Here is a 24,584-nt window from a genome sequence, read left to right on the forward strand (position 1 = left end):
TGTTAAAACATCATGAAAATAATTTTTAATTATCACAAGAAATTATTAACTAATCTTCTTTCTTTTTCTGCTATTTTCACAGGATTAATTTTTATTAATTCGCCCTTATTTGCACAAGAAAATAATGAAATTTTAATTGATTATGATACCACAGCTTTTACTGATCAAACTATTAGTTTAGATGATGTAAAAATTTCAGTGAGTTATCATCCTTATGATTATAATAGTGGTGATGAATCTGGTAATTTAAGTTATAAGATTTATTATCAAAATAAATTGAAAATTAATAACAAAGATTTTACTGATGTTGTCGGCAAGGTTTACTTACAAAATTTTGATAATGATCAAATTCCTGAAGTAATTATTAGTACCTATAGTGGTGGCGCTCATTGTTGTACAAATGATATTATTTATCATTGGCAAGGTAATAAGTTTAATCGTATAGAATTAGGGGCAAGAGATGGTTATGGAGGCTCATTTCAAGATTTAGATCGGGATGGAAATATTGAATATTTAACAGTAGATAATAGTTTTCTTTATATGTTTAGTAGTTATGCGGGAAGTTTTCCTCCTACTGAAATTTTTACTTTTAGAAATGGTAATTTTGAAAATGTAACTACTCAATATCCTAATTTATTAAGGGCAACTTTAAATGAAATGTATCGTTGTTATTTAGAAATTAGTAATAGTGAATATCCAGATGTTAATGGTATTTTAGCAGGTTATGTTGCTCAAAAAATTCTATTAGGAGAATATGAAGAAGGTTGGCAATTTATGTTAAATCATTATGATCCAACTTCTGATTGGGGTTTAGAAATTTATAATAATAATGGTAATGTCATTGGGCTTTATTCTGATTTTCCAACGGCTTTAAATGCTTTTTTAATTAGACAAGGTTATCTTAAATGACTAATTATTATTTAGGCATAGATTTTGGTACATCAGGCGCTAGAGGTATTGTCATTAATGAACGGGAATTAATCATTGATCAGGTTAATTTTTTGTTTAATTCTCATCTTAATCAACCCCAAATCTGGCAAGATATTTTATTTCAAATTTTAGATTATTTTTCTTTAGAAATTAAGCAAAATTTAACTAAAATTTGTATTAATGGTACTTCCGCAACTGTCTTATTATGTGATAGTCAAGGTGAGGTTATTAATGAGGCTATTTTATATAATGATAGTCGAGGAATTGAGGTTTTAAATGAGGTTAAAAAGCTTATTCCTGATATACCTGTAGTATTAAGTGCTACTTCTAGTTTATCTAAGTTAATTTGGTATAGTAAACAGTCGTATTTTAATCAAGCTCAATATTTTTTACATCAGGCTGATTGGTTAGGTTTTTTATTACATAATAAACTGGGTATTAGTGACTATCATAATGCGTTAAAATTAGGTTATGATGTGGTAAATTTAACCTATCCTGATCAGTTAAAATCTTTACCCTTTTTTCAGATTTTACCTAAGATCTATTATCCTGGCCAAACTGTTAGTAATATTGCTCAAAATATTGCTCAAAAATTTAAGATTAATCCCCATTGTTTGATCGGTATAGGTACTACTGATAGTATAGCGGCCTTTTTAGCTAGTGGGGCAAAATTAGCGGGAGAAGCTGTTACTTCTTTAGGTTCAACTTTAGTGTTAAAATTGTTAAGTAAAACTAAAATTGATGATAGTAATTCCGGTATTTATAGCCATCGTTTAGGTAATTTATGGTTAACTGGTGGGGCTTCTAATACGGGGGGAAATGTCTTAAAATCTTATTTTTCTAATCAAGAATTAGTTAATTTTTCTCAACAAATTAATCCTAATTTTAACACTAATTTAAACTATTATCCTTTATTAAAAAAAGGCGATCGCTTTCCAATTAATGATCCATTTTTAGAGGGAAAATTAACACCTATTCCTGACAATAAAATAATATTTTTACAAGGTATTTTAGAGGGAATAGCTAAGATTGAAAAATTAGGTTATGAAAAATTAAAAAAATTGGGGGCAACTCCTTTAAAATTGGTTTATACGGCCGGAGGGGGTGCAAAAAATGAAAATTGGCGATTAATTAGGGAAAAATATTTACAAATTTCTGTTAGAAAATCACCCCAAATAGAAGCGGCTTTTGGCACGGCTTTATTAGCTAAAAATAATTAATTATTTGGAAAATTAACTTGATTTCTTCCTTGATTTTTCGCACAATAAAGACATTCATCCGCACGGTTAATTATATCTATAATATTTTGATCATTTTCCTGATAAGTTCCTATGCCTATACTAACCGTACATTTGATAATTTGATCAGCGGATTTAATAGATGAACTTTCAATTTTTAAACGTAATCTTTCGGCGACTAATACCGCATCTTTAAGTTCAGTTTTTGAGAGAATTATAATAAATTCTTCCCCCCCAAAACGCCCGATTAAATCAACTTCTCGCAGATTATTAAAAATAGTTTTAGCCACATTTTTAATAATTTCATCTCCGATAGAATGACCGTAGGTATCATTAATTTTTTTAAAGTGATCTATATCAATCATTAATAATGAAAAAGGTTCGTGATAACGCAAACTTCGAGCAATTTCTTTTTCTGCTAAATCGAAAAACTGACGGCGATTAAAAACACCAGTTAAGGGATCAGTTGTTGCTTGTTTTTCTAATTTTTGATTGTATTCATATTGTTTAAAAGCTATTTGAAGAATTGCCTTTAATTCCTGATCTTTAAAAGGTTTAATAATATAACCATAAGCTTGAGTTTCAAATACTTTGTTTAAGGTATCATCATCACCATAAGCCGTTAAATAAATCACTGGAATATGATATGTTTCTTGAATTGTTTTGGCGGTTTCTATACCGTTAAGATGACCTTTGATGGCTATATCCATTAAAATTAAATCCGGTTTATCTTTTGTAATTTGTTTAATTGCTCCCTCTCCAGAAGAAACAATTTTGATTACTTTATAACCTAACTTTTGTAATTTTTGAGCAAGATTTTTAGCAAATAAAAGTTCATCTTCTACAATTAAAATGGTTTTTATATCCATAACTAAAATGTTTTAAATGTTAATTATTATAAAAATTTAAAATCTTTTTTCATACTGAAGTTCAGCAAATTTTAAAGTGAATTTTGTTCCTTGTTTTCCCTCTATTTCAATTGTTCCTTCTAACTGTTCCGTTAAAGTAAAAACTAATTCTAAGCCCAGAGAATCTGTTTTTCTTAAATCCATTCCTTCAGGAAAACCGATCCCATTATCTTCAATGATTAGGGTAATAATTTTCCCTTCATCTTGGGATAAAGTTACTTTAATTTGGCCTGTTTTACCATTAGGAAAACCATGTTTAAAACTATTACAAATTAATTCATTAAAAATCAAAGCACAGGGAATAGCCGTTTCAATATTTAAGGGGAAAGATTGAATTTGATACTCAATTTTAATTAAATCAGTATTATAATTATACGATAAGAGGAGCGTATTTAAAAGAGATTCTAAATAATCACCAAAATTAATTTTATCTAAATTGGTTGATTGATACAATTTTTCGTGAATTAAAGCCATTGAATAGATCCGATCTTGACTTTGTTGAAATATATCAATCATTTGTTCATCTTTAATATATTCTTTTTGTAATTCTAAAATACTGGTAACAACTAATAAATTATTTTTAACTCGATGATGAATTTCTTTAAGTAATAATTCTTTTTCTTTGAGGGAATTTTTAATTTCTTCTTCGGCTTGTTTGCGATCTGTAATATCACTTTGAATGCCAATATAATGGGTTAATTGATGATTTTCATTATAAATTGGTGAAATGCTTAATTCATTCCAAAATAGACTGCCATCTTTACGATAATTACGCAAAATTACTTGACAACCTTTACCTTTTTGTAGGGCTTCGCGCAGTTGATTTAATCCTTCTTGATTATGTTCTTTTCCTTGTAAAAAACGACAATTTTGACCGATAATTTCCTTTTGATTATAACCTGTAATTTGTTCAAAAGCAGGGTTAACATAAATAATCGGATTATCTTTTTGTTTTGTATCAGCAATTACGATGCCATTATTACTAGCACTCATCGCCCTTTCTTGTAATTTTAAAGTAGCTTCATTTTCTTTTCTTTGGGTAATATCTTCCACTTCTGCTACTAATTGTAATGGTTTATTATCTTTATCTTTAATAATAGCAATTCGAGTAATTGTTAAGACTGAATTGCCATTTTGATTAAGAAATATTTGTTCAATTTCCACATTATCTATTTCATAGTTGACAATTTTTTCAAGACTATTTTTAATTAATTCTTGTTGATCTAATGGCGAAAAATCTAGTAATGATTTTGTTAATAATTGATCACTTTGATAGCCAAGCATTTTACAAAAAGCCTGATTAACTGTTAAGAAATCACCTTCTAAATTGAGGGTAATAATACCGATGGGCGCATTTTCTAAAGTTAAACGCCATAATTCTTCAGTATGATATAAGGCAGATGTTCTTTCTTTAACTTTTTCATCAAGTCTTGAAATTAAATTTTCTAAAGCTAATTCTGCTTTTTTTCTGCGATCAATTTCTGCTATTAATTGACGATTTTGTGCTTCTAAAGATTTACTTAAATGACTAATTTTTAAATGGGTTTTTACCCTTGCTAAAACTTCTTGTTGTTGAAATGGTTTTGTTAAATAATCAACTGCCCCTAAATTAAAGGCTTTAACTTTATCAGAAGTTTGACTTAAAGCCGTCATAAAAATAATAGGAATATCTTGAGTTTGGGGATCTTCTTTTAATTTTTGACACAGATCAAAGCCGTTAATTTCTGGCATTAAAACATCTAATAAAATTAAATCGGGAGGGTCATTTTTGATCTGAGTAATTGCATTTAAACCATCTATTTCTACTAATACTTCATAACCTTCATCACAAAGAGTTTCATATAAAACTTCTAGGTTAGCTGGTTTATCATCAATTACTAAAATTGTTGGATGAGATGGGGGATAATTTTGATTCATAATTGTTTTATTAATAATTAATAATTAATAATTTTTGGTAGATAACTGATAACTAATAACCAATAATTAGTTAATGTTTTCTTTCATTTCTTTAAGTAATTTGCGGATTTCCATAATTTTGAAATTTTTAACTAAAGGATTAAGATAATTAACAAAAGATTGATATTTTTGATCTTTAATTAATAGTTGATTAAGTTGTTCTCTAATGCCTTTGATTTGCCCTCGCATGGCCTGTTCTAATAATAAAGATAAATCTTCTTGATCTGGTAAAATTAAATCATCTAAATTGACTTGATTTTCCGGTAATTTTTCTATTTCTTCATAAATCCATTCTAGTTTTAAATAACGTCCTAACATTTGATATAATTCCTCTGCTTGTACAGGTTTAGACAGAAAATCATCCCCTCCTTCTGCTAAACTTAATTGGCGATCGCTATCAAAAACACTAGCAGAAGAAACTAAAATTGTAATATGTTTTAATTGATCATTTTGACGAATATTTCTAATTAATTCCCAACCGTCAATAAGGGGCATTTTTAAATCAGTAATAATCAGATCTGGAATTTCTTTTTGCGCTAGATCTATTCCGTCTTGACCATTATTTGCTTCTAAAACAATAAAATCAAGGGGAGTTAATAAATTAACTAAAACCGCTAAATTTTCCCACCGATCATCTACTACTAAAATTTTCTTTCTCTCCCCTTGATAACCTAAAATTTTACCTAATTTAGTTAAAGTATTAGCCTCCATCCAATCACTAGCTAAGGGACATTCAATGGTAAAATTAAAACAACTTCCTACCCCTATTTCACTACTAACATTAATTTTACTTCCCATCATTTCAACTATGTCTTGACTAATCGCTAAACCTAAGCCAGTACCCTCATTTTTTTGCCCTGATTCTGCTTGTTCAAAGGGTTGAAAAATGCTTTCTAATTTATCATTTGGAATGCCTATGCCCGTATCTTTAACAGTGAAAAAAAGTTTAACAGTTCCTGCTTCTAAATTTTCTTGATAATCTAAAGTAAATGTAACCCCTCCTTTGCCAGTAAATTTAACCGCATTACTCAACAAATTTAATAATACTTGTCTTAATCTTTTTTCATCGGCAATAATTCCTAAAGGAATTTGCTCAGGAATTTCCTCTTTAAAATCTATACTTTTTTGTTCGGCTCTAATTTTACTCACTTCAATGACACCTTGTAACATTGAAGGAAAGTAAAAAGGAGTAGGATTTAATTCTAATTTATTGGCCTCAATTTTAGCTAGATCTAACACATCATTAATCAAAGTTAATAAGTGAGAACCACATTGATAAATCACCCCTAAACCATGTTTTGATTTTTCATTATTAGCCATGCGCGATAAAATTTGAGTATAGCCAAGAATGCCATTTAAAGGGGTTCTTAACTCATGGCTCATGTTAGCTAAAAATTCACTTTTGGCCTGATTAGCAATTTCCGCTTTTTCCTTAGCTAATTCCAATTGATGGGTATAATTTTCCTGTTCTTGTAATAGTTGATTAACGGTTTGAATTACTTGATTAAATGCTTTTGCTAAGATGCCAACTTCATCTTTATTTGTAACATCAGCTTGAATATCAAAATTAGATTCTTTAGTAACTTTTTGAGCAGTTTCTGTTAGAGTTTGTAAAGGATTTGCGATTTGATTACTAATATATAATGCTAAAATAATGGCAATAATAATAGAAATAATTAAACTTAAGATAATAATTTTAGTGCGTAAAACTTCCGCTTGATTTAAGTTTAATTCGGCCGCTTTTTCATTTTGATCAGCAAGATCAGCAAATTGATTTAAGCGATCTGGAAATTCAATAAACTTCTTAAATTCTCGACTTTGAACTAATTTTACTATCTCTTTTTCGGCTTGTTGTGCCTGTTGAGGATCGGCGGTCATTGGCACAACTTTTTGAGCAAAATCTTCACTTTTTTTGATAAAATTAGTAACGGTTAATTCATATTGATCTAATAATTTTTCTAGTTCGGGTAAATTTGATTTTTGTTGTGAACGATTATGTTTTTCTAAAATAGATTTAATAGTTTGTAACCGTTGTTTTAAATTATTTACTTCCCTAGTAAATACTTCATTATTTTTAACATAAGGAGTTAATTGTTTAGCGGGACGATTATATAATACATTAACTTGAATTGTATTAATTAATTTCTGTTCATTAGAGGCAATTTGTCGAGCAAAAAGAGCTTTTTTTTGATAATAATTACCAATAATTAAACCACTGGTTGTCCCGACAAAAGCTAAACCTAAAGCTAAAGTATAACCATAAATAATTTTATTTCTAATTGACATAAGTCTTACTTGTTATTAGTTATTGTTTATAATAATTAGTGCCTATTTCCTAATTTTCATCGGAATTTTCAATTTCATAAATTGCTTGTTCAGGTGAAATTCCGCCATAAATAACTTTCATTAGGCCGGGGAAATATTCATCAATAAAAAAGACATTTGTTTGAACAATTCTTTTGAGGATCATAAAACTTAATCCTTTATTTTCATCACAGGGAACGCTACTTTTAAAACTAACTTCCCCATCTCGAAAATCTAATTCAAATTTGCCTAAACGGATGCCATAGTTGGCTCTGGTGACAAATTCTGCAATTTTTGGGCGTTGATTTTCGGGAATTTTAACGGAATATTTAGAAATAAATTGAAACATATCAGTTTCTTCATCGGCGATCGCATAACATTCATAATCACTATTTTCACCTGAAACTCCCATTTTAAGGACTTCTCCAGGGGAGATCTCCATAAATTTCCAGTTATCATTCTCAAAAAATTCGATCATAGATTGAAAAAGAGTAGTCATAAAAAATCTCCATTTTCTAAATTTTCTTGATGTTGCCAAATATTATAAATAGTATAAGTTATATAGCGTCCTCCTTGATAAGATTTAACTTTATGATGACAATTTATTTTGAGTTTTTTAATAGGTAAGTGCAAAGATAATGCCTTAATTTCTTGTTTAACTAAAAAAATTAAAGTATCCCGATCGATAATTGATTCCGTATATAAAGAAATTTTAAGACAATTATGATCAACACAGACGATAACTTTAATCTGGTGAGATTGAAAAACTTGATTAAGCAAAGTGGCGATCGCTGCGGGGTTCATTTGTTTAGCCAGTTCAATTAAAATTTCTTGAGTCATAATTGATAAATCTGATAGTCTTAGGTTATTTTAGGATATTGATTAAAGAAAAAAAAGAAAACTATGTTTGATCAAAATCATGAAATTGGCCGCTTACTGGATCTAATGTCAGCATCAGGAAGAATGCAAACGAAAATTATTAGTAAACCTCATCAGTCTTTAGTCATTGATACACCTTTTCCTTATCCTTGGCATAATACCACCAGAAAAATTTATATTAATTTTGACTTGTGGCAGGGTTTATCACGCGCTCAAAGGGATTTAATTTTATTGAGATCCGTTAGTTGGTTAATTAACATTAAATGGTTTGAATTTAATTGGTATCAAGCCTTAACTATTCTTAGTTTAGCAGGTGTGATTATAGAATTTCTACAAAGTAATGCCATCGGTGTGATCATGGCTGGAGGTTTAACTACTTTTGCCCTTAATCAAATTTGGCGAAAAAATCGCTCACAGGAAAGGGAAATCGAGGCGGATGAAATGGCTTTAAAAATCGCCCTCAGACGTGGTTATAATCAAACAGAAGCCTCCCAAGCTTTATGGGAGAGCATTCAAGAGGTAGCGAAAATTGAAGGGCGAGTTAATTTAACTTTAGTGGAATTATTACGCCTTAAAAATTTAAAAAGAAAAATTACTTTTAATAATTGACAATGGACAATTATTAATTATCAATTTATATAGTGCTACGCATTAAAGCAGGGTGTTTTCAAAGTCAAATTTTATGATCTCTGTAAGCTTTTGATAATTAATTTTTTAACTTATTTTTGATGTTAATAAATCAAAAATTATTAAAAATAGGATAATTTCTAACATAAATTTAGTTCAATTTATTGAACGATTTATATTAGCCTTGAACTTAAGTTCAAGGCGGTATCAATGCTTTAAGAGATCACGGTGAGTAATTAACACGCAATGAAATTAATTTCATTGCTAACAGTGATCGTTCAATAAATTGAACTCAGAATTGCATTTTCCCCCCGACTTTGAAAACGCCCTGCCATTAAAGTTAGGACATTGTAAAATACTGAAAGTCTTTTAGAGTTTACTTATTACTTATTACTTATTACTTGCGCGTAGCGCTATAATCCTAGTTCAGTTTGTTTTATTTTATCCTGTTGTTTTTCTGCACTTTTTAATACTTCTAATCCTAATTTTACATTTAATCTTGCTTGATTTTCAATAATATCTTGAATCGTTATAATTGAAATTTTATCGTATGTTTGACTAAAATAACTATTCTTATAAACTCCAGCTTTTTTAGCTGTAACAATCATCTCTTTAGTAGGATTTTCTAAGGTAATAAATACGGCTAAACTTGCATTTTCTAAGGTCATTGTGCCTAATAAATCCCTTAAATCTCCTGATTTAACTTTACCTGATTTTACCTGAAAAATAATCTTTTCTTGTTCTCCTTTTTCTCCGTGAAAATAGGCAATTCCATCAATACCTTGATCTGCTCCTTTTTTAGTATTAATTACGGCTCGATTGTTACTATAGGTTAAAATTGCCCATTTTTCAAATTCTTTTCTAGTGCGATCATCTTGTTTAGTTGATAAAGCTTTTGCACTTTCTAAATCTTTAGGAATACCATGTAATTTAATCTTAGTTAATACTTCTTTGCCGAAGCTATCTTCTAATCTTTTTAAGACTAAACTTATGCTTTGATAAGTAATATCAATGCCGATCCATTTTCTATTTAATCTTTGACTTACTGCGACTGTTGTACCACAACCACAATAAGCATCTAAAATAACATCATTTTCGTTACTACTTGCTTTAATTATTCTTTCTAATAAGGCCTCCGGTTTTTGTGTAGGATAACCTAAATGTTCTTTTCTAGGCATTTGTCCACCTGACTTTATATCTGTCCACCAAGAAGGAGGAATTTTTCCTTTTGAAAAGCTTTTTAAATCATTTTCATCTCTAGCTAATGATTTTTCAGCATAAATACCAGACTTCCCTTCTGAGTATTTTCTTCTCTTAATAAATTCTTCACTATAAGGTATACGAATATCATCGGCATTAAATAAAAAAATATGGCTTTTTGTATAACGAAAAATTACATCATGTTTTCTTGGAAAATCATTTTTTGCGGCACTTGGGGCAATATATCCCCAAATAATTTCATTTCTAAAATCACCACCCTGACTGCAAAAAATAGCATCTAAAACTAATTTTAAATAATGGGAAGCTGTGGGATCACAATGTAAATAAAAACTACCTGTAGGCTTTAAAACTCGATGAATTTCAGTTATTCTTAAGGTCATACTAATTAAATAAGCCAGTAAACTTCCCTTACCCAAAACATCAGTTAAACCCTTAATCAAACTAATACATTGATGGGTAAATTTTCCATTATAATTAGTAAGAATTTCATCTAATCCATGATTAGCATGATCATCCCATGTCCATGTATCAATAAAAGCTTGAGCTTGTGCCTTATCTTCTTTCCCAATATTATTATAAATTTGGTTATAATTACGTTTAGAATTGAAAGGCGGATCAATATAACATAAATCAATAGATTCATCTTTAATATATTTTCTTAAAACTTCTAAATTGTCCCCATAATAAAGTTCATTACTCATAATTTTATTGATTTTTAATAAGATTAATAGATAAGTAAATAAAATTAATAATTTCTAATAGCAATTTAGTTCAATTTATTGAACGATCTTTGTTAGCCGTGAAATAAATTTCACGGCGTTATCAATAATTTAAGGAATCAATGTGAGTAATTAACTCGCAATGAAATTTATTTCATTGCTAATAGTAATCGTTCAATAAATTGAACTAAGAATTGCATTTTAGATACTGATAAAATCATTTATTTTATTTACCATGCCAAAACTTTCAATTTTTGAAAACCGGAAAAAACCGGAAAAAACCGGAATTTTTATTACAAAATGTTAAGAAAAAAACCGGAAAAACCCTGAAAAAACCGGATCAATTTTAGGTATAATCAGTAAAACCTTTATCAAATGTGAAAAATGAATCTAAACGAAGCTTTACAATTTACAGATCAATTAATTTTTCAACAAAGTGGAAAGCATTTAGATGATCTTCAAAAAACAGTTATTGAAGGCACTTGGCACAGACAAACCTATCAGGAAATAGCGCAAAATTCTAATTTAAGTGAAAAGCATATTGCAGATGTGGCTTATCATTTATGGGAGCTTTTATCTTTAGCTTTAGGAGAGGATATAAAAAAATCAAATTTTCGTTCTACTTTAGAAAGAATATCTATTGAATCATCTCCAAATTGTTTAAATTTTTATAATATAAATGGTAATAATAATAATTTTTATCCTCCACAAACTTTAAATAATTGTGATCAATCTAATCAAGCAAAAACTAATAATCATAATTCTCAAACAGTGATAAATGATTTAATTTTAGCTCCTCAAATCATTAAATTTTATGATCGAGAAGTTGAATTTAAAAAGCTTAATCATTACATTTTTAATCAAAATATCCGTTTAATTTCAGTTTTAGGAATAACAGGAATAGGTAAAACTTATTTAGTGAAAAGATTTATTGATTTAAACCTAGATCAATTTGAAATAATTATCTGGAAAAACTTAAAAATAACCCCAAGTTTAAATCAAATTATTAAAGAAATATTAGCCAAAATTGACAATTTAGATAGTTTAGAAAGTTCGGAAAATTCAGAAATTTATCAATTTTTAAAAATATTAAAAGAAAAAAGATGTTTAATCATTCTTGATCAGGTAGAAACTATATTTATGCGAGATAAAATTGCCGGCCAATATCAACCAGAATCTGAAGATTATCAAAACTTTTTTAAGATAATTGCCGAAACACAACATCAAAGTAATCTTATTTTAATCAGTCAAGAAAAATCTAATGAAATGAATTGTTTAGATATGCAATTAGATCATAGAAAATGTTTAGAATTATCAGGATTAAAAGAAACAAATATTTTAGAAAATACAGGTTTAAAAAATCAAGATCATTGGTTACAATTGATTGAACTTTATGAAGGTAATTTTAATTATTTAAAAGATATTGTTACTTTAATTGTAGATGTTTATGATGGAGAAGTAGGGGAATTTTTAGGAGAAAATAGTCAAACAAAGATCTTACCAGTAATCACAAATCAAATGAGATCAAAATTTAATGAATTATTGAATAGATTATCAAAAATTGAACGGCAAATAATTGTAGAATTAAGTAAATTTGACCAACCAAGATCAAGGGAACAATTAAACCAAAAATTAAGTTTATCTTCAGTGGATTTTATCAATGGGTTACAATCTTTACAACAAAGATATTTATTAAGTAAAATTAAACAAGATAAAATCCTGTTTAAAATCTCTCCAATTTTGAGGGAATATGTAAAAAATTACGGTCAAGATTGGCAGTAAAATAATTAATTAACTAACGGCCAAAAATTAAATCTAAAAGAGTTTGAGGTAAATTAATAATTTGACTCCAAATTTCTTTATTATTAATCCCAAAAACGATTTGTAAAATTAAGAAAATCACCGCTATTACAAAAGCAGTTCCAATCGTTACTTTTAAAACTTTAACTAACCATGTAAATACTAACCAAGTAACCAACATTGAGGCTAATAAAATAATTAATTCAATAGACATAAAAACTAAAAAATAGCATTTTTTATAATGATTAAGATCCATTTTGACATAAAATGAATGACTAATCACTAATCATCAATAACAAAAATCATGTTTGAATGTGGCAAAAATCGGTTATACTTTACCATATTTAACGATTGATTAATTAATCTGATCATTATCATAGGAGGTAGTTATAGCTAATCCATTAGATTTGACTGTTAGTTTAAGGGGAACTCGTGAAATCAAGGAAAATTACCAAATTATTCGTTTAACGGGTTTATTAGATGCCTTTTCTGAACCCACCGTGCGTAAAGTCATTGGTACTTGTATTGATGAAGGCCCAACTCATGTGATCTTAGTCTTATCACAAATTGATTTTATAGATAGTTCTGGTTTAGGGGCTTTAGTTCAATTAGTCAAACAAGCACAAACCGCCGGAGGCAGTTTACAGTTAATTTCTAACCCCCGTGTGACTCAAACTGTTAAACTGGTTCGTTTAGAAAAATTCCTCTCCCTTCAACCTACTCTTGAAGCGGCCTTAGAAAATTTGAATCAAAAATAATTTTTTTTAATTGGTTATCAGTTATTGGTTATTGCTTTATTTCAATTAATTTTTAATATTAAATTATTAGTTGATAATTAATTTTAATTGTTAACTATCCACTGTTAATTGTCAATTGTCAAAATTGTTTAATTTAATTTTAGACGGAAAATCTCTTTTAACAAATCAAGAGTTTCAGAGTTCGGCTGACTTAATTTCTCCTGCCTCATTGGCCTATCTGGGTGATGGGGTTTATGAGTTATATTTGAGATCCTATTATTTATTCCCTGCTAAACGAATTGTTGACTATCATCAACAGGTAGTTACTCAAGTTAAAGCGGAAACTCAAGCCCAACATTTACGCTCAATCCTACCTTATTTAACGGAAAAAGAAAAAGAAATATTAAAAAAAGGAAGAAACGCCGCTACAGGAAAACCGCGCCGTTTACCCTTAACTATTTATCAACAAGCTACCAGTTTAGAAGCGTTGATCGGTTATCTTTATTTAACAGATCCCCAAAGATTACAGGAAATATTTAATTATTTCCCCTTAAAAGAGGAGGTTTCAAACCTAATTAATTAATGGTCAATTATCAATTATCAATTATCAATTGTCAACTGATAAATGACCGATTATTGTAATCAAATTATAGTCAATTATTCAATTCAAAAATATGTCTAGTCATCACAATAAACCAAAAATTGTTTATCAAGAATTTGGTAATTTTGATAATTTTGAAGTAGAATCTCAAATTATAGAATTACCCCCCAATCAACAAAATATCCGTATTCAAGCTAGTCGAAAAGGCCGCAAAGGAAAAACTGTTACAGAAATTACGGGTTTTCAAACTAGCGAAAACACCTTAAAAGAATTATTAAAAAAATTAAAGGGAGTTTGTGGTTGTGGTGGAACTTTAAAAGATAATATTTTAGAAATTCAAGGGGATCATTGTCAAAAAATTTTACCAATTTTAATTCAATTAGGTTATAAAGCTAAAATTTCCGGCGGGAAATAATTAAAGCACAAACTCCTAAAAGAGCATTACTCCCCTTGATGCACGGTTTTAACCCATTTTAAACGCTTGGGTAAAATTGACATTCTGGCAGTAACAAAAGGCATAATTATTAACCAGTGAATCATATAAATTGTACCTAAAATTCCCTGCCCCATTCTTGTTAATAAAGAAGGGGGATTAAGTCGATTGACTCTTTTTAATCCTGATACCATTCCAATGAAAGAAAATATTACAATTGTACCGTTTAAAATGCCTAACATGGGCAAACGATGGTAAATTATTGACATTAGAAAATCAGGGATTAAAGCGGTGGGTAAAACATATTGAAGTAGGAAAAAAAAGATTAAATCAAAACGCTTTTTTAAGCCTAAAGGTTGAGTTAAAATTAAACGCCAATAATCTAAATAACGCTGATAACCGCCCTCCGCCCAACGGTTTCTTTGATGCCATAAAGCTTTAAATTTTGTCACCCCTTCTTCATCCACGGCCGGAGTTAATAAAAAGCCAATTTCCCAATTATCTAAGTGCAAACGTACTGTTAAATCTAAATCATCGGTGATCGTTTCTTCATTCCAACCGCCACAACTATCTAAAGCTTTACGCCTCACAAATTGTCCGTTTCCTCTTAATTCTCCTAATCCTTCAATGGCAATTCTTTGTTGTTGATAATAGGCATCTAATACCATTTCTACGGTTTGCCCTTTAGTTAAAAAGTTAAAATTACTGTTATTAATGGCTTTGCGGGTTTGCACACCTCCAATTTTTGGATGATCAAAATAGGGGACAATACATTGTAATAAATCCTCTGTTACCTCTGCATCCGCATCAAATACGCCAATAATATCACCTTTTGTCATGGGGGTAACTTCATTTAACGCCCCACATTTGCCCCCTGTGGCATTTTTGGGACGGTGTAAAATATGCAAGTTATCATATTCTAAGGCTAATTGATCTAAAATAACTCCCGTGCGATCGGTGCTATAATCATCAATGACCCAAACTTCGTATAAATGGTGAGGGTAATTAAGATTACATAAGATTGTAACTAATTTATTGATTACTTTTTCCTCATTTTTGGCAGAAACTAAAAGAGAGATAAAAGGTAAATTATTAATATTTTCTGTTAAATCATGATCAGTTAAAGGCAGGAGAGTGGGCTGAGGTTTGGCACAAATAATGCGTAAAGATTGAATTAATAATAAAATCCACAATCCTAATAATAAATAAAAACCCCAATTTACTTGATAAATAGTAATAGTAAATAACCAAATTAAAGTGAAAACTAATAAAGCTTTGATCCTCCTAAAACCGAGATCAGCAAAAAAATTAATTTTTTTCGGTTGATTTTCTAATGTTAATTCTGATGTTAAAATATTTTGATTATTGGGCTGAAAATTTGACATTATTATTTAATATATTAAAAATTAAAATTAATTTATCCTTGATCACTCTCATTTTTGGGAGAGGAATAATTATTGAATAATTTTAGATTTTATGTTAGAAAAAAAGCCTCCCTTCTCCCATAGGAGAAGGGCAGAGGATGAGATAAAAGTTAAACAATTTTAACGATCGACCGATCCCATGATGACATCAATACTACCTAAAATTGCCATAATATCCGCTACCTTAACCCCCCTTAATAAATGGGGTAAAATTTGCAAATTATTAAAGTCAGCGGCACGAATTTTAAAGCGCCAAGGAAAGACATTATCATTGCCAACAATAAACACCCCTAACTCACCTTTTCCACTTTCAAGGCGCACATAATGTTCACCTTCAGGAATTTTAAAAGTAGGAGCAACTTTTTTAGCAATATATTGATAATCAAAATTATTCCATTCTGATTTTTTGCCTTCCATCATGCGTTTAGCCTCAAGATTTTCGTAAGCACCACCGGGTAAACCTTTCAAAGCTTGACGAATAATTTTGACAGACTCCCTCATTTCGCCGATGCGCACTAAATAACGGGCGAAACAATCTCCAGAGGTTTCCCACTGTACATCCCAATCAAAATCATCATAACACTCATAATGATCGACTTTGCGTAAATCCCATTTTACACCAGAAGCTCTGAGCATGGGGCCGGATAAACCCCAGTTAATGGCTTCTTCACGGGTAATTACCCCTAAACCTTCCACCCGATGACGGAAGATCGGATTATTGGTAATTAATTTTTCATATTCATCAACTTTTGGTAGGAAATAATCGCAGAAATCTTCACATTTATCCACCCAACCGTAGGGTAAATCTACCGCAACTCCGCCAATTCGGAAATAATTATTATTAATTAAACGCATCCCAGTGGCCGCTTCCCACAGATCATAAATCATTTCCCGTTCCCGGAAAATGTAGAAAAAGGGAGTTTGTGCGCCCACATCGGCCAAAAATGGGCCTAGCCACAACAAATGATTAGCAATGCGGTTTAATTCCAACATGATCGCCCGAATATATTGAGCGCGCTTAGGCACTTCAATATCCGCTAACTTTTCGGGTGCATTAACGGTGATCGCCTCGTTGAACATCCCGGCCGCATAATCCCAACGGCTAACGTAGGGAACAAACATCACACTGGTACGGCTTTCAGCGATTTTTTCCATCCCTCGATGGAGATAGCCGATCACAGGTTCACAGTCTAGCACGTCTTCCCCGTCTAAAGTGACAATTAAACGTAAAACGCCGTGCATTGAAGGGTGATGAGGCCCGAGGTTGATCACCATCGGATCTGTCCTTGTTTCGATTTGTGGCATTTTTTGTAAGTTGATTAATAAAATTTCAAAATAATTTTTATTGATTGATTATAAAAGATTTTTGTCACTTTTGCCTAAACTTAATTAATAATTTTGATCATTATCAATTATCAATTATCAATTATCAATTAATAATTATCCTCCCACATGAATGGCCGGACGATTTTCTGGATCGGCTTCGGCACGGCGTAAAACTTCACGGGTAAGCACCGCAATATCCCCTTCTCCAAATAATAAATAACGCATTAAATACTGAATAGGATTACCTTCTGGCCATCCAAAATAAGCATGGGGAATAATCTTAGTTTGATTTTTAATTGCTACTAAAATAGCGGCGATCGCATTAGGAACTGCCCCGCTTTTTGTACGCAAAATTTGATAATTGCCCACTTGTACCCCTTCAATTTTTAAATGTTCTTCAAAGTCAGAAGCATCGGCAATTGATATTTCTAAAAAGATAATTGAATCGTCATTTGGAATGTGATTATCTTCCCTTACTTCTTGCTCTTTTTTAGCATATTCTTCAATGGTTTGTAAACGAGGCCGATGGGCAATTAAACGAATATTTTGCTGATTTTGAGGATTAATAAAAGATTGAGCTAGATCATCAAATTCAATTGTTTCTGCCCTAATTTCTGTAGATCTCCAAATGCGAGAAATTAAAGAACTAATGATGATAATTGTAATAAAGAAACTGGCAATTTTAACCCCATCGGGACGTTCAATAATATTAACAGCAGTGGTATAAAAGAAAACTAAAGTTATGACAGCAAACATTATTTTTGATTTAGTTAAACCTAATTTATGGGCGGATAAAGTAACAGCAAAAGCGGCCGAACTCATTAACACTAATACCCCCGTTGCATAAGCGCCCCCTTGGGCATCAACATCGGCTTCAAAAAGAATAGTTACACCAAAAGCAATGGCAGTATAAACTAACACTAAGGGGCGAATTTTTCTAGCCCAATCCGGTGCCATTCCGTAGCGTGGTAAATAACGGGGTACAATGTTTAAAAGGCCTGCCATTGCTGAAGCTCCGGCAAACCAAAGAATAGCAATGGTACTTAAATCATAGACTGTACCAAAACCATTTCCTAAGTAATGATGTGCTAAATAAGCTAAGGCTCGGCCGTTAGCTTCTGCCTTTGGTTGAAACTTGTCTAAAGGGATTAATAAAGTAGTAATAAAACTGCTACAAATGAGGAAACAACTCATAATTAAAGCGGCGGTTTGTAGCAGTTTATAAGTGTTTTTTACTCGTCCCCTTGGATTTTCTTCTGTGTCATAAATAGCACCTTTTACTAATGGCATGACAGCCACCCCTGTTTCAAATCCTGATAAACCTAAAGCCAATTTTGGAAATAGGAAAACTGCAATCATTATTAACATTAATGGATTACTATTTTGAGCAACTAAAGCATTTTTCCAATTTTCAATCACACTTAAATCAAGAGAAATTTGATAAAAACTAACAGCAATTACGATTAAATTTAAACCTAAATAAATCACAACTAAGGCCACTGCAATCCCGATCGCTTCTCGAAAACCCTTTAAAAATACTATTCCTAATAAACCGATTAAAATTAAGGTCATTCTAACAGGATGTTCAGCCAAAAATGTTGGTGTTAAAGGATTTTCCATGATATGAGCCGTAGCATCGGCCGCCGAAAGTGTGATTGTAATTATAAAATCTGTGGCTACAAATCCCAATAAACATAATACTAAAAGCTTCCCTTGCCACCAAGTTAATAATTTTTCTAACATGGAAATTGAACCTTCTCCGTGAGGGCTTCTCATGGCTACTCGGCGATAAATTGGTAATGCTCCAAACAGGGTTAATAATATTAGAATTAAAGTGGCTAAAGGAGATAAAGAGCCGGCGGCTAAAACAGCAATTCCGGGTTGATAACCTAAGGTTGAAAAGTAATCAACCCCCGTTAAACACATCACTTTCCACCATGAATGTTGAGGATGTTTTTCTTCTTTTTCATGACGATCTTCTTGCAATAACCAATTAAGAAATTGTTGGCGAAAAGCTTGAGGTATAATCTTTTTTAGCATAAATTATTATTTTGATGGGAAGTAATCAAAGAGCTATTATTAAATTAACTTAAAGTATATAGTAAAAATTTCTTTTATCCATTAAAATTGTTAACTATTAATTAAGAGATGATAACAATTAAGTTTTTAATACTTTCAAAATATGGTATTTTTTTAGATTTCAAATATTCTTTAATTTTGATAAAATTGACTATACCTCATAACTGATCTAAATAATGGTATTAATTAATAAACCATAAAATAAGTTATTGCTTTAATTTTTGAAATATTAAATAATTAAAACTTAAAAATTAAACTCGATATAAAATATTATTTCCGTGAGTATCTGTGCCACAAGTTAATAATAAATTATATTCTTGAGCAATGTTGATTACTTCTTGAGTTTTTTTTAAACTAACACGCCAAGGTTTAGGATTATCATAGGCATAATAGGCTTCCACACCATCAATATTTAATTCCACTGCCAAAGGAATTAAATCTTTAGCACTACGGCGATAACGACAAGGATGAGCTAAGATGACTAAACCCCCCGCTTGATGGAATCTTTGGATTACAATTTCTGCTTTTTGATCTAAATTTTCCGGTTTAATCTTATTAAAATAAACTTGAATAGATGGATTTTTTTCATTAAAATTATAGGCTAATAAATGAACTTCTGTGCCTAATAAATCGCTAGTTATTTCTATTCCTTTCCATAAACGGGGAAAATTAAGATCGGGATTTTTTGCTTGGAGTTTAGTTAAATATTCTTGGCCTTGAAAATAAGCTTTAATACTATGATGATCCGTAATTGAAATTTCTTGAATTTGATTAATTAATGCCTGTTCAATTAGTTCTTCAGGGGTTAATTTTCCATCGGAACAAGTAGTATGTAAATGGAAATTATAGGATTGAGGACAGCTAAATTCATTAGTATTTTTCCAAATTTCTTTTAAAGTTAAATTGTCATAGGAATCAAGCACAGTGGGGGCAATAATCATAATTTTCGAGCAAAATAAATTGATTAATAAATAATATTAAAACTTAGCATAACCTCCCCCCTTGGGAGAGGGGTTAGGGCAGGAATAACAATTTATTTATGACGGTTAATCACCTCATCAATTAAACCATATTCTTTTGCTTCTTCGGCTGACATGAAAAAGTCTCGATCGGTATCTTCTTCGATGCGCTCTAAAGGTTGTCCCGTATGATTAGTTAAATGTAAATTAAGTTGTTTTTTCAGATATAAAATTTCTTTAGCCTGTATTTCAATATCGGTGGCTTGACCCTGTGCGCCGCCTAAAGGTTGATGGATCATAATACGGGAGTTTGGAAGACTTTTGCGCTTTCCTTTGGCACCAGCACTTAATAAAAATGCTCCCATACTGGCCGCTAAACCGACACAAACCGTAGACACATCAGGGGCGATCTGGTTCATGGTATCAAAAATCCCCAAACCTGCATAAACAGAGCCTCCGGGGGAATTAATATACAGAAAAATATCTTTTTGCGGATCTTGAGATTCTAAAAACAATAACTGGGCTACAATTGAATTAGCAATTTCATCGTCCACTTGTTGTCCTAAAAAGACGATGCGATCCCGTAATAAACGAGAATAAAGATCAAAAGAGCGATCGCCACGGCCAGAAGTTTCAATAACGGTAGGTATCATATTAGTTCAGATATTTTTGATAAAAGATCATTTTTAATATTATACCGATTTCTTACTTAAGTTTGTACCGATGAAGTCAGATGAAATTGAACTCTTTTTTCCCTTAAAACTTCAGCATAAAGTTGTTCAACCGCCGTAATATTATCTCTTAAAGTATATTTCTCTAACACTCTTTGACGGGCTTTTTTTCCTAATAATTCCGTAATTTCTGGATGATCCCTCAACAGGGGTAAAAGTATTTTTAATTGAGTTGTAACCCCTTGGGTATCTAAAACCACTCCTGCCCCATTTTCTAACACTTCACCATCCGCACCCGCATCAGTGGCAAGACAAGCTACACCGCAAGACATAGCCTCTAATAAAGATAAAGATAAACCTTCCACTAAGGAGGGCAAAATGAACACATCGGCCGCCCTTAAAATATCTATTCTCCTTTGTTCATCCCCCACAAAACCAAACCACTGTATTTGATGATCTTTATGGTAAAGAGGTTTCAAGGTCGGGGCTAATGGCCCATCCCCCACGATTAATAAACGACTATCAGAGGGCATTTGACATAATTTCCATGCTTTTAATAAAGCTTCTACGTTTTTTTCAGTAGCAATTCTTCCTTGATAAACAAATAACCTCTTAACTTGTAATTGATATTTTAAATCGGAAATGCCAGGGGAATATTTTTGAGTATCAACTCCATTGGGAATAATGGCTATTTTTTCTTTGGGTACACCTAAGCGCATTAATAGATCCCTTTGCATCCTTGAAAAGATAATAGTTCGGTCATAATTGGCCAGAAAGGGGGCATAAAGTTGATAGGTTAAATACTGGGTACTAGATTTTAAATTTCTGATTTTGCTATCAAAGGGCGGGTGAAAAGTAGCAATCAGAGGAATATCTAAATCCTCACAAATCTCTGGTAAACGAAAATCAAGGGGCGATAAGGTTAAGGACGCATGAACTAGATCCGGTTTTAATTTTTCCAGCGATCGCATTAAAACCTTACTCGATTGAAAAGTCGGAATTGTATAAACTTGAGATTTATACAAAAAAGGTAGTATAAATTCGGAACAATTAGGTAAATCCGGTGATTCCGATTCTTCGGCAAAATGAAGGAAGCTAACTCGATGTCCTCGATCTAGTAAGCCGTTGGTAATTTCCCGACCGTAGGTGACATTACCACAAAAAGGTGATTTTTTTCCCAGCCAAGCAATATGCATTCAAGTGATTAATTTAAGAAAGGTTAATGAAGTTTAAATTTTTGTAACATTTAGTTAATTATACTTAAAATTAACCTTGGTCTCGTTGCAATTTTTGATTTTAAGATTTCTCTAAAATTGAATAGGTGAGAAAGCCACCAATCATAATTAAAACAGATAAACTACATAAAACTGGTTTTAAACCAAAAAAGGTTTCTGCCACTCCTGCTAAGGCCAAGGGTAAAGATAAAGCAATATTAACTAAATTATTTTGTAAGCCAAAAACCTTGCCCCGCATATCTTCGGGGGTTTCAGTTTGAATGGTGGTTTGCATTGGAACGCCCACAAAGGCCGCAAATGCCCCCAATAAGGCGGTAAAGAGTAAGGCCGCTCCCAATACTTTTGTACCAATAAAGGCTAAACCGAGTAGGGATACGGCCGCACCACAGGATCCCCATAAACTGAGTTGACGGCGGGGGATTTTTTGCCCCCAGTTCCCGATCACCGTTGCGCCTAAGCCCATGCCTAAGCCCGTTGAAGCTAATAAAATACCGAATCTTTCTGCTTTCATCCCTGGGATGAGATCGGCTAAACTGACGGCTAACACGGCCAGGGCGGCAAAAACCGAGAACAAAATTACTAATTGAATTAAGGCATTTCTGACTTTATGATTTTTGGCTAAATATTTGATGCCTTCCCAAATATCGGTTAAAACGTGGGGATGTTCTATTTCTTGGGGTTTTTTGGCTTTTTCACCTGTTTTTAAAAATAATAAAATAAGCCCGGCGGTTAAATAAGAACCTCCCACCATTAATTCTTTGCCAAATGTCCATGAATGGTTAAAATTACTAACAATTTGATCGACAAAAGCTAACATTGGTTCACCGATGGCAAAACCAATAATTAATAAGGCCATCATGGTGGTAGTATAGAGAGAATTGGCCGCTAAAAGATGATTTGGTTTAACAATTAAAGGTAAGGCTGATTGTTCGGCCGGGGCAAAAAATTGGGTTAAAGTTGACACAAAGAAAGTAACAATTAATAATAACCAAAATCCAAGGGGTAAATTAAATAAACTTTTATTAATTCCCGATAATAATAACAAGAATGGAATAATTAAAACTAATAAACCACGCCACAGATTAGAAGCAACTAAAACTGTTTTTTTCGACCAACGATCTACATATACTCCGGCTAGTGAGCCAAATAAAACCGCAGGGATGGTAAAGGCAATCATTAAGGCTGAAACCCAAGTGCTAATGCTTTGATTTTCCTGTACAAAGCGAGTAGCAATAATGGAAATCATTAATACTAAATAAACCTTATCTGCGAGTTGGGAAAAAATTTGTCCAAGCCATAAAACTAAAAAACGTCTGTTTTTAAATACTGGTAAAAAGCCATTATTATTAATAGGATGTTCATAATTATGATTCATATTGACTGTATAATCCTGACTAGAATTAGACTTGGCAGAATATTGAGATTCATGATCGGATTCTAATAATTTCATGGTTATTAGTTAAATTTGGTCAACTTAAATTGGGGACAATAATAGCCTTTAATTAATAACTAAAAGGCTAAGGGTGAAAGACTATCTATTAGTTTAGCAGATTTTAACTCCTTGCCTGATTGATATTCTGTATAATTTCTTAATAACAATTCTATTTTTACCCATGCTAGATCTAATAATGGCAAATGTTCATCACTCAAAAGATCATAGACTTGGGGTAAGTTATTTTCTCCTAATTGTTGTAATAAAATTAATTCCACTGCTCCTAGTTTACGATGAATTGGCACTTGTTCGATCATTTTTTGATTTGATTTGACTTGCTCGTTTGATGGTGATAAATGTGGTAGTTTGAGAAAATTAAGATCCACGATCCCCCCTTCAAAACTAAAGCCCACTTGCCATTGGGGATTATTTAAACATGGTTTTAAAATTTTTCGACTCAGATAACATTGATGCACTTGGGGGGCGATCCCTGCGATCGCCAAAAAATGAAACACCCCTTGGGCTAAATGGGCAAAGATCGTAGCCGTTTGATTGAGAGAATCAGTAGAAATTAAGGCTAAACGGCGCAAATGTTCATTAAAAAGGGTATAAAATTCTAATTGAGGAAAATCATCTAAGGCTAAACTTAAGACTAATTCTGCTAAATATTGACTGGCACTTAATGTGCTTAAATGTTTAGTTAATTTTGGATAAGATTCAATAGTTTCAGCTTGAATAATTCGATCCATTGATTTACCTTTAGAAATTAAATATTGATTAACTAAAAATAATTCACTTTTGCCCCTTAATTGGGATTTATGGTTTCTGACATTGGGGGCAATTACTTTAATTAAACCGTATTCCGGTGTTAAAATTGTTATTAATCGATCATCTTCTCCAAAAGGAATAGCTTTAAGATTTATGCCTATTGTTTGATAAGTTTTAGTGCTACTATAAGGACTTAACATTTTTAGTAAATCATTTTAATTTTTAAAATTTAGAATCATTATAACATTTTTTTGCTTACTTTTAAAACTAAAAATTAATATCCTAAATTAAATTTTTAAAACTTTGCCAATTGAACAAAATTTGTTTATACTAAAAC

The 24,584-nt window shown here is 31.3% G+C and carries 22 protein-coding genes; 7 read left to right on the forward strand and 15 right to left on the reverse strand.

All coding sequences use genetic code 11. The features are described 5' to 3' along the window. Nucleotides 1-12: 12 nt before the first annotated feature. Together Anndu_RS06930 and Anndu_RS06935 are read left to right on the forward strand one after the other, a co-directional pair. A complete protein-coding gene (locus tag Anndu_RS06930; RefSeq protein WP_464103662.1) occupies nucleotides 13-909 on the forward strand; it encodes a hypothetical protein in 897 nt (298 codons plus the stop codon). Continuing rightward, nucleotides 906-2,150, forward strand: coding sequence for an FGGY-family carbohydrate kinase (locus tag Anndu_RS06935; protein WP_464103663.1), 1,245 nt, complete (start codon nucleotides 906-908; stop codon nucleotides 2,148-2,150). Before Anndu_RS06930 ends, Anndu_RS06935 begins: the two co-directional genes overlap by 4 nt. Here the strand turns inward: Anndu_RS06935 and Anndu_RS06940 are convergent. From Anndu_RS06940 to Anndu_RS06960, 5 genes are all read right to left on the reverse strand, one after another. Further along, entirely contained in the window at nucleotides 2,147-3,037 is an 891-nt protein-coding gene (locus Anndu_RS06940) for a GGDEF domain-containing response regulator (RefSeq protein ID WP_464103664.1), read from the reverse strand. The genes Anndu_RS06935 and Anndu_RS06940 overlap by 4 nt on opposite strands. Before the next feature lie 36 nt (nucleotides 3,038-3,073). Then, complete coding sequence (locus Anndu_RS06945; RefSeq protein ID WP_464103665.1) at nucleotides 3,074-4,993, reverse strand: PAS domain S-box protein; 1,920 nt, start codon at nucleotides 4,991-4,993, stop codon at nucleotides 3,074-3,076. A gap of 66 nt (nucleotides 4,994-5,059) precedes the next feature. After that, nucleotides 5,060-7,318, reverse strand: a complete 2,259-nt coding sequence (locus tag Anndu_RS06950; RefSeq protein ID WP_464103666.1) for an ATP-binding protein — start codon at nucleotides 7,316-7,318, stop codon at nucleotides 5,060-5,062. A gap of 49 nt (nucleotides 7,319-7,367) precedes the next feature. Continuing rightward, nucleotides 7,368-7,835 carry a type III secretion system chaperone family protein gene (locus Anndu_RS06955; protein ID WP_464103667.1) on the reverse strand — a complete coding sequence of 156 codons (468 nt, stop codon included), beginning with the start codon at nucleotides 7,833-7,835 and terminating at the stop codon, nucleotides 7,368-7,370. Beyond that, entirely contained in the window at nucleotides 7,832-8,176 is a 345-nt protein-coding gene (locus tag Anndu_RS06960; protein WP_464103668.1) for a hypothetical protein, read from the reverse strand. The genes Anndu_RS06955 and Anndu_RS06960 overlap by 4 nt, the downstream gene beginning before the upstream one ends. A 63-nt stretch (nucleotides 8,177-8,239) precedes the next feature. On the opposite strand from Anndu_RS06960, the gene Anndu_RS06965 reads away from it, so the two are divergent. Next, on the forward strand, nucleotides 8,240-8,824 hold the full coding sequence (locus Anndu_RS06965) for a DUF3318 domain-containing protein (protein WP_464103669.1): 585 nt from the start codon (nucleotides 8,240-8,242) through the stop codon (nucleotides 8,822-8,824). A 431-nt stretch (nucleotides 8,825-9,255) separates the two neighbouring features. On the opposite strand, the gene Anndu_RS06970 is transcribed toward Anndu_RS06965, so the two are convergent. Further along, nucleotides 9,256-10,764, reverse strand: coding sequence for a DNA methyltransferase (locus Anndu_RS06970; protein WP_464103670.1), 1,509 nt, complete (start codon nucleotides 10,762-10,764; stop codon nucleotides 9,256-9,258). A gap of 402 nt (nucleotides 10,765-11,166) precedes the next feature. On the opposite strand from Anndu_RS06970, the gene Anndu_RS06975 reads away from it, so the two are divergent. Continuing rightward, nucleotides 11,167-12,564, forward strand: coding sequence for an NB-ARC domain-containing protein (locus Anndu_RS06975; protein ID WP_464103671.1), 1,398 nt, complete (start codon nucleotides 11,167-11,169; stop codon nucleotides 12,562-12,564). 13 nt (nucleotides 12,565-12,577) lie between these two features. On the opposite strand, the gene Anndu_RS06980 is transcribed toward Anndu_RS06975, so the two are convergent. Continuing rightward, entirely contained in the window at nucleotides 12,578-12,796 is a 219-nt protein-coding gene (locus Anndu_RS06980) for a hypothetical protein (RefSeq protein ID WP_464103672.1), read from the reverse strand. A 193-nt stretch (nucleotides 12,797-12,989) separates the two neighbouring features. Here Anndu_RS06980 and Anndu_RS06985 point away from each other — a divergent pair, with 193 nt between their 5' ends. The 3 genes from Anndu_RS06985 to Anndu_RS06995 all read left to right on the forward strand — a co-directional run bounded on the left by Anndu_RS06985 (nucleotide 12,990) and on the right by Anndu_RS06995 (nucleotide 14,335). Continuing rightward, entirely contained in the window at nucleotides 12,990-13,340 is a 351-nt protein-coding gene (locus Anndu_RS06985; protein WP_464103673.1) for an STAS domain-containing protein, read from the forward strand. 136 nt (nucleotides 13,341-13,476) lie between these two features. Continuing rightward, on the forward strand, nucleotides 13,477-13,902 hold the full coding sequence (locus Anndu_RS06990; protein WP_464104052.1) for a Mini-ribonuclease 3: 426 nt from the start codon (nucleotides 13,477-13,479) through the stop codon (nucleotides 13,900-13,902). Between the two features lie 91 nt (nucleotides 13,903-13,993). Beyond that, on the forward strand, nucleotides 13,994-14,335 hold the full coding sequence (locus Anndu_RS06995; RefSeq protein WP_464103674.1) for a translation initiation factor: 342 nt from the start codon (nucleotides 13,994-13,996) through the stop codon (nucleotides 14,333-14,335). Nucleotides 14,336-14,361: 26 nt separating this feature from the next. On the opposite strand, the gene Anndu_RS07000 is transcribed toward Anndu_RS06995, so the two are convergent. From Anndu_RS07000 to recO, 8 genes are all read right to left on the reverse strand, one after another. Further along, nucleotides 14,362-15,738 (reverse strand): glycosyltransferase family 2 protein, encoded by a 1,377-nt coding sequence (locus tag Anndu_RS07000; protein ID WP_464103675.1) that lies wholly within the window; start codon nucleotides 15,736-15,738, stop codon nucleotides 14,362-14,364. A 159-nt stretch (nucleotides 15,739-15,897) separates the two neighbouring features. Next, complete coding sequence (locus Anndu_RS07005) at nucleotides 15,898-17,082, reverse strand: NAD(P)H-quinone oxidoreductase subunit H (protein WP_464103676.1); 1,185 nt, start codon at nucleotides 17,080-17,082, stop codon at nucleotides 15,898-15,900. Between the two features lie 135 nt (nucleotides 17,083-17,217). Then, nucleotides 17,218-19,143 carry an APC family permease gene (locus Anndu_RS07010; RefSeq protein WP_464103677.1) on the reverse strand — a complete coding sequence of 642 codons (1,926 nt, stop codon included), beginning with the start codon at nucleotides 19,141-19,143 and terminating at the stop codon, nucleotides 17,218-17,220. Between the two features lie 290 nt (nucleotides 19,144-19,433). Beyond that, nucleotides 19,434-20,123, reverse strand: coding sequence for a PHP domain-containing protein (locus Anndu_RS07015; RefSeq protein WP_464103678.1), 690 nt, complete (start codon nucleotides 20,121-20,123; stop codon nucleotides 19,434-19,436). A gap of 92 nt (nucleotides 20,124-20,215) precedes the next feature. After that, on the reverse strand, nucleotides 20,216-20,794 hold the full coding sequence (clpP, locus tag Anndu_RS07020; protein ID WP_464103679.1) for an ATP-dependent Clp endopeptidase proteolytic subunit ClpP: 579 nt from the start codon (nucleotides 20,792-20,794) through the stop codon (nucleotides 20,216-20,218). 56 nt (nucleotides 20,795-20,850) lie between these two features. After that, entirely contained in the window at nucleotides 20,851-22,008 is a 1,158-nt protein-coding gene (locus Anndu_RS07025) for a glycosyltransferase family 4 protein (protein ID WP_464103680.1), read from the reverse strand. A 100-nt stretch (nucleotides 22,009-22,108) separates the two neighbouring features. Further along, nucleotides 22,109-23,497: an MFS transporter gene (locus Anndu_RS07030; protein WP_464103681.1), complete on the reverse strand. Its 1,389-nt coding sequence runs from the start codon at nucleotides 23,495-23,497 to the stop codon at nucleotides 22,109-22,111. Nucleotides 23,498-23,556: 59 nt separating this feature from the next. Beyond that, complete coding sequence (gene recO, locus Anndu_RS07035) at nucleotides 23,557-24,447, reverse strand: DNA repair protein RecO (protein ID WP_464103682.1); 891 nt, start codon at nucleotides 24,445-24,447, stop codon at nucleotides 23,557-23,559. Nucleotides 24,448-24,584: the final 137 nt, after the last annotated feature.

It is taken from the genome of Annamia dubia NIES-4383 (genome assembly GCF_055394725.1).